At 71.5% G+C, this 4,933-nt stretch carries 4 protein-coding genes and 1 pseudogene; all 5 read left to right on the top strand.

Translation table 11 applies throughout. From position 1 onward, the window contains the following. Nucleotides 1–222: ABC transporter permease subunit (locus tag VIG79_RS05345; RefSeq protein ID WP_331883087.1), on the top strand; the 222-nt coding region annotated here is incomplete at its 5' end. Further along, nucleotides 219–2,063, top strand: coding sequence for a dipeptide/oligopeptide/nickel ABC transporter permease/ATP-binding protein (locus VIG79_RS05340; RefSeq protein WP_331883084.1), 1,845 nt, complete (start codon nt 219–221; stop codon nt 2,061–2,063). The genes VIG79_RS05345 and VIG79_RS05340, both read left to right, overlap by 4 nt. Then, entirely contained in the window at nt 2,060–2,911 is an 852-nt protein-coding gene (locus VIG79_RS05335) for an ATP-binding cassette domain-containing protein (RefSeq protein ID WP_331883081.1), read from the top strand. The genes VIG79_RS05340 and VIG79_RS05335 overlap by 4 nt, the downstream gene beginning before the upstream one ends. A gap of 116 nt (nt 2,912–3,027) precedes the next feature. After that, on the top strand, nt 3,028–4,566 hold the full coding sequence (locus VIG79_RS05330; RefSeq protein WP_331883079.1) for a GMC oxidoreductase: 1,539 nt from the start codon (nt 3,028–3,030) through the stop codon (nt 4,564–4,566). 92 nt (nt 4,567–4,658) lie between these two features. Beyond that, nucleotides 4,659–4,933, top strand: a pseudogene (locus tag VIG79_RS05325) (alpha/beta hydrolase); the annotation flags it as partial.

The following is a 4,933-nucleotide window of genomic DNA, read 5'->3' as shown; positions in this document are numbered from 1 at the left end:
GTGCTCTCCCTGCAGTTCATCGCCCTGATCGGCGGCGCCGTCGTCATCGAAAAGGTCTTCGGTCTGACCGGCATCGGCGCGCGGGCGACGTCCGCGGCAGGACAGGGCGACGTGCCGCTCGTGCTCGGCATCGTCGTCGTGACCGTCGTCCTCGTCGTGATCGTGAACCTGCTTGTCGATGTTGTCCTCGGCTGGCTCAACCCCAAGGTGCGCACCGCATGAGCGTTCTCGACGGAAGTCTTGCCGGCGGCCCTGCCATCGGTGCCCCCGTCCCCGGCGCCACGCCTCCCGCGCCCGCCCGGGCCGGTGTCCTGCGCCGGCTGGTGGGCAAGCCGCTCGCCGTCGTCTCGCTCGTGTTCGTCGCGGTCGTCGTCGTGCTCGCGGTGCTGGCACCCGTGCTGACGTCACAGAGCCCGACGGCGTCCCACATCGCCGACGCGCTTGCCCCGATGGGCGGGGGCCACCCCCTCGGCACCGACGGAACCGGTCGCGACCTGCTGTCCGAGCTGCTCTACGGGGCGCGGACCAGCCTGGTCGGCGCGCTCATCGTCGTGGCAGTCTCCCTCGTCCTCGGACTCCCCACGGGGCTTCTCGCCGGCTACTTCCGGGGCTGGTTCGACGGGGTGGCCAGTTGGGTGAGCAGCTTGCTGATGGCGCTTCCGGCGATCATCGTTCTGCTCGTCGTGCTGGCCCAATGGGGACGCAGCACGGTCCTGGCCATGACCGTCTTCGGCGTCATCATCACTCCTGCGGTCTTCCGCCTGATCCGTGCCTCGGTGATCGGCGTGCGCGGCGAGCTCTACGTCGACGCCGCACGCGTCTCGGGGCTCGGCGACACCCGGATCATGCGTCGGCACATCCTCCCGGTGGTCGTCGCGCCGACCGTGATCCAGGTGTCGCAGCTGCTCGGCGTTGGGATCGTCGTCCAGGCGGGTCTGGAGTTCCTCGGTCTCGGCTCGGCGAACCAGGCCAGCTGGGGCGGGATGCTGAGCGACGCATTCCAGAACATCTACACAGCGCCGCTGCTGCTGCTCTGGCCCGGCCTGGCGATCGTGCTGACCGTCACCGCCTTCAGCCTGATCGGCAACGCACTGCGCGATGCGCTCGGCGTCGGCGGGACCGGCAGCCGCGTCCGCGGCCGGCGGGACGTCGTTGCGTCCGGGCCGGTCATCACCGCGACCGGGGAGACCACCCACGAGGTCGCGGTCCCCGAGGGCCTGCTGGTCATCCGCGGGCTGCGGGTGTCCTACCCGAGACCCGACGCGCCGGAGTCGGTCGTGGTCCAGGACGTGTCCCTAACCGTCCACCGAGGCGAGATCCTCGGGCTGGTCGGCGAATCCGGCTCGGGCAAGTCGCAGACCGCCTTCTCCGTGCTCGGCCTGCTGCCCCCGCGGGCCCGGACGTCGGCCGCCCGCCTGTCCTTCGACGGCGCGGACCTGCGCGGGATCTCCCCGGCAGCGATGAACCGGCTCCGAGGCTGCCGCATCGGCTACATCCCGCAGGAGCCGATGTCCAACCTCGACCCGTCGTGCCGCATCGGCAGCCAACTGGTCGGCCCGATGCGCCACCACCTGGGGCTGTCGCGGGCCGCCGGGAAGGCCGAGGCGCTGCGGCTGCTCTCCCGGGTCGGCATACCGGACCCGGACCGGGTCTTCACCGCCTATCCCCATCAGATCTCGGGTGGCATGGCCCAGCGCGTGCTGATCGCGGGCGCCATCTCCTGCAACCCTGACCTGCTCATCGCCGATGAACCGACCACGGCTCTCGACGTCACCGTGCAGGCCGAGGTGCTCGACCTGATCCGCGAGCTGCAAGCCGAGCGGCAGATGGGCGTGGTTCTGGTGACCCACAACTTCGGCGTGGTCGCCGACCTCTGCGACACGGTGGCGGTCATGCAGTCCGGCCAGATCGTCGAGACGGCGCCCGTAGAGGAGCTCTTCCGGGCGCCGCGGCACGAGTACACGCGGATGCTGCTGGCCGCCACGCTCGAGGACACGCCGCCCCGATCCGCCCGGTTCGCCCCGTCACCGCAGCCCGTCCCGGACCTCGGAGGCACCCGATGACCGCCGCACCTGCTCTGCTCGAGCTGCATCGGGTCATCGTCGACTACCCGGTAAGGGGGTGGCGGGCGCCGCCTTTCCGCGCGCTGAACCAGGTTTCGCTGACCGTCGGGGCCGGCGAGACCGTCGGCCTGGTCGGTGAATCCGGGTCCGGCAAGACCACCCTGGGTCGGGCCATCCTCGGGCTCGCTCCTGTGACGGGGGGCGACATCCACTTCTCCGGCCGGAGCATCTCCGGCTTGGGCAGACGTGAGCGACGGGCCCTCAGCAAGGACGTGCAGGTGGTCTTCCAGGACCCGTTCACGTCCCTGAACCCGGCGATGACCGTCGGGGACATCCTGACCGAGCCGTTGCTGGTGACCGGCAGTTCGCGTGCCGTCGCCGAACGGCGGGTGCGGGACCTGTTGGACAAGGTCCACCTGCCCGCCGACGCCGCCTCCCGGCTTCCGCGGGAGTTCTCCGGAGGACAGCGCCAGCGCGTCGCCATTGCCCGCGCCCTGTGCCGGGACCCCAGGCTCATCGTCTGCGACGAGCCGGTCAGCGCCCTGGACCTGTCCACTCAGGCCCGAGTCCTGGACCTGTTCACCGAGATCCAGCACCTCACAGGCGTCGCCTACCTCTTCGTCACGCACGACCTGGCGGTCGTCCGGCACATCAGCCACCGGGTAGCCGTGATGTTCCGGGGCGAGATCGTGGAGGCCGGGGACGCCGACACGGTGACCATCACGCCCGCGCACCCCTACACCCAGCGCCTCCTGCTCGCCGCGCCTGTTCCGGACCCCGTTCGGCAGGCCGCGCGGCGGGAGCAACGGCACCACTTCCTCGCCGCGCAGCTGGCTGCATCCAGCTGATCGCACCATCCGCACGCCCGGCGCACGACGTGCGGGGCCATCTCGGCGCGCCAGGACTCTGCCCGCGCTACTTCCGCCCGACAACGGCCGACCGACTCCCGGAGAGACCCATCCCCATGACCCGGACATTCCCAGACCTCGTCGACGTGGCCATCGTCGGCAGTGGCCCCTGCGGGGCGGCTTACGCGCGCATCCTGAGCGAGCGGTGCCCGTCCGCCACCGTGGCCACCTTCGAGGTCGGCCCGCTGCTCGCCGATCCGCCCGGCGTGCACGTGAAGAACATCGTCGACCCGGCGGCGCGGGCCCAGGCGCAACGGTTGTCGGAGGGGCCAGCCCCTCAACGCGACGACACCCCGACCGACACCCTCGAGGGGTACGTCGACACGGCGCCCCGGCTGGTGCGCCCTGGCACGTTCCTCCTGGCCGCCGGATATCAGCAGCCTGGCGAGGACGGACTGCCCAGCGTGGCGATGTCCAGCAACGTCGGTGGAATGGGCGCTCACTGGACCGGCGCCTGCCCGCGTCCGGGCGGGAGCGAGCGCATCACCTTCCTGCCGGACCTGGAGGAGTTGCTCGACGAGGGTGGGCGGCTGCTGGCCGTGGACGCGCACGCGTTCGACGACGCCCCGTTCGCCGACGAGGTGCGCAAGCGCCTGTCCGCCGCTTTCGACGACGGTCGCGACGACGACCGGAGGGTGGCCCCGATGCCCCTGGCGGTCGTCCGGCACGACGACGGCCGGGTCACCTGGTCGGGCGCCGACGTCGTGTTCGGCCAGGCCACCCGGTCCAACCCGAACTTCACCCTCGTTCCCCAGGCGCTGGCCAGCGAGGTCGTGATCGACGGCGACAGGGCGACAGGCGTCCGGGTCCGGGATCTGCGGACCGGCGATGAACACGTCGTCCGCGCGCGCTTCATCGTCGTCGCGGCCGATGCGCTGCGCACCCCGCAGCTGCTCTGGGCCTCCGGCGTCAGGCCGCGCGCCCTGGGCCGGTACCTGAACGACCAGCCGCAAACGGTGTTCGCCGTCCGCCTACGCGACGTCGCGCACGTCTCCGAGGAGCAGGTCGACTCCCGCACGGCACCGGAGATCGTGCCGCAGAGCGGCGTCAGTTGGGTCCCGTACACCGACGAGGAGCCCTTCCACGGCCAGGTCATGCAGCTTGACGCCTCACCGGTGCCGCTCGCAGACGACGACGTGCCCGCCCCGGGCTCGATCGTCGGGCTCGGCTGGTTCTGCGCCAAGGACCTGCAGGAGTCCGACCGCGTCGAGTTCGACGACACCGGGAGCGACCCCTACGGCATGCCGGCCATGCGCATCCACTACCGGCTCACCGAACGCGACCGTGCCTCCATCGAGGCCTCACGCGCGGCGATCCGACGCGCCGGCGAGGCACTCGGCGACCCTTTGGACGACGAGCCGCTCACCTTTGCTCCGGGTACGTCGCTGCACTACCAGGGCACCGTCCGGATGGGCGAGACCGACGACGGCGCCTCTGTCTGCTCCCCGACCTCGCGGGTCTGGGGTGTCGACGGCCTCTACGTCGCCGGCAACGGCGTGATCCCCACGGCCATCGCGTGCAATCCCACGCTCACCTCGGTCGCCCTCGCCGTCGCCGGCGCTCGCGACATCGCCACCAGGCTCGACGGGTCCTGACGTCGTGCCTGACTTCGCCGTCGGCCAGACACGGGCGGCCGCCGAGCCGGTGAGCGGCACGGCCGGTCGATCCGTCCACGAAGGGGAGCCTCGTGCCGATCGACTCTGACGTCGCCGCTCGCTTTGCACTCCTCGAGGGCCTGACGTCCCTACGTGAGGCCTACAGCACCGAGGCCGGGCGGGAGCAACTCCGGCGGTTCGACGACTGGGGTCCAGTCCCTGGGCCGCCGGGGGTCACCACCCGGGACGACGTGGCGCTGGGGCCCCACGGCTCCGTGCCGGTGCGCGTCTACGAGCCGGCCCAGGCCGGTGACATGCCACCTCCGTGTCTCGTCTGGTTGCACGGCGGCGGCTTCATCAGCGGGGA

The organism is Lapillicoccus sp., assembly GCF_036559105.1.
In the GTDB taxonomy this organism is placed as follows: Bacteria; Actinomycetota; Actinomycetes; order Actinomycetales; family Dermatophilaceae; genus Lapillicoccus.
This window is presented reverse-complemented; position numbering and strand designations above follow the sequence as displayed.

Excerpts from the sequence above, each read along its gene's own strand:
- VIG79_RS05340 (WP_331883084.1), top strand. The coding sequence starts at position 219 with ATGAGCGTTCTCGACGGAAGTCTTGCCGGCGGCCCTGCCATCGGTGCC.
- VIG79_RS05335 (WP_331883081.1), top strand. The coding sequence starts at position 2,060 with ATGACCGCCGCACCTGCTCTGCTCGAGCTGCATCGGGTCATCGTCGAC.
- VIG79_RS05330 (WP_331883079.1), top strand. The coding sequence starts at position 3,028 with ATGACCCGGACATTCCCAGACCTCGTCGACGTGGCCATCGTCGGCAGT.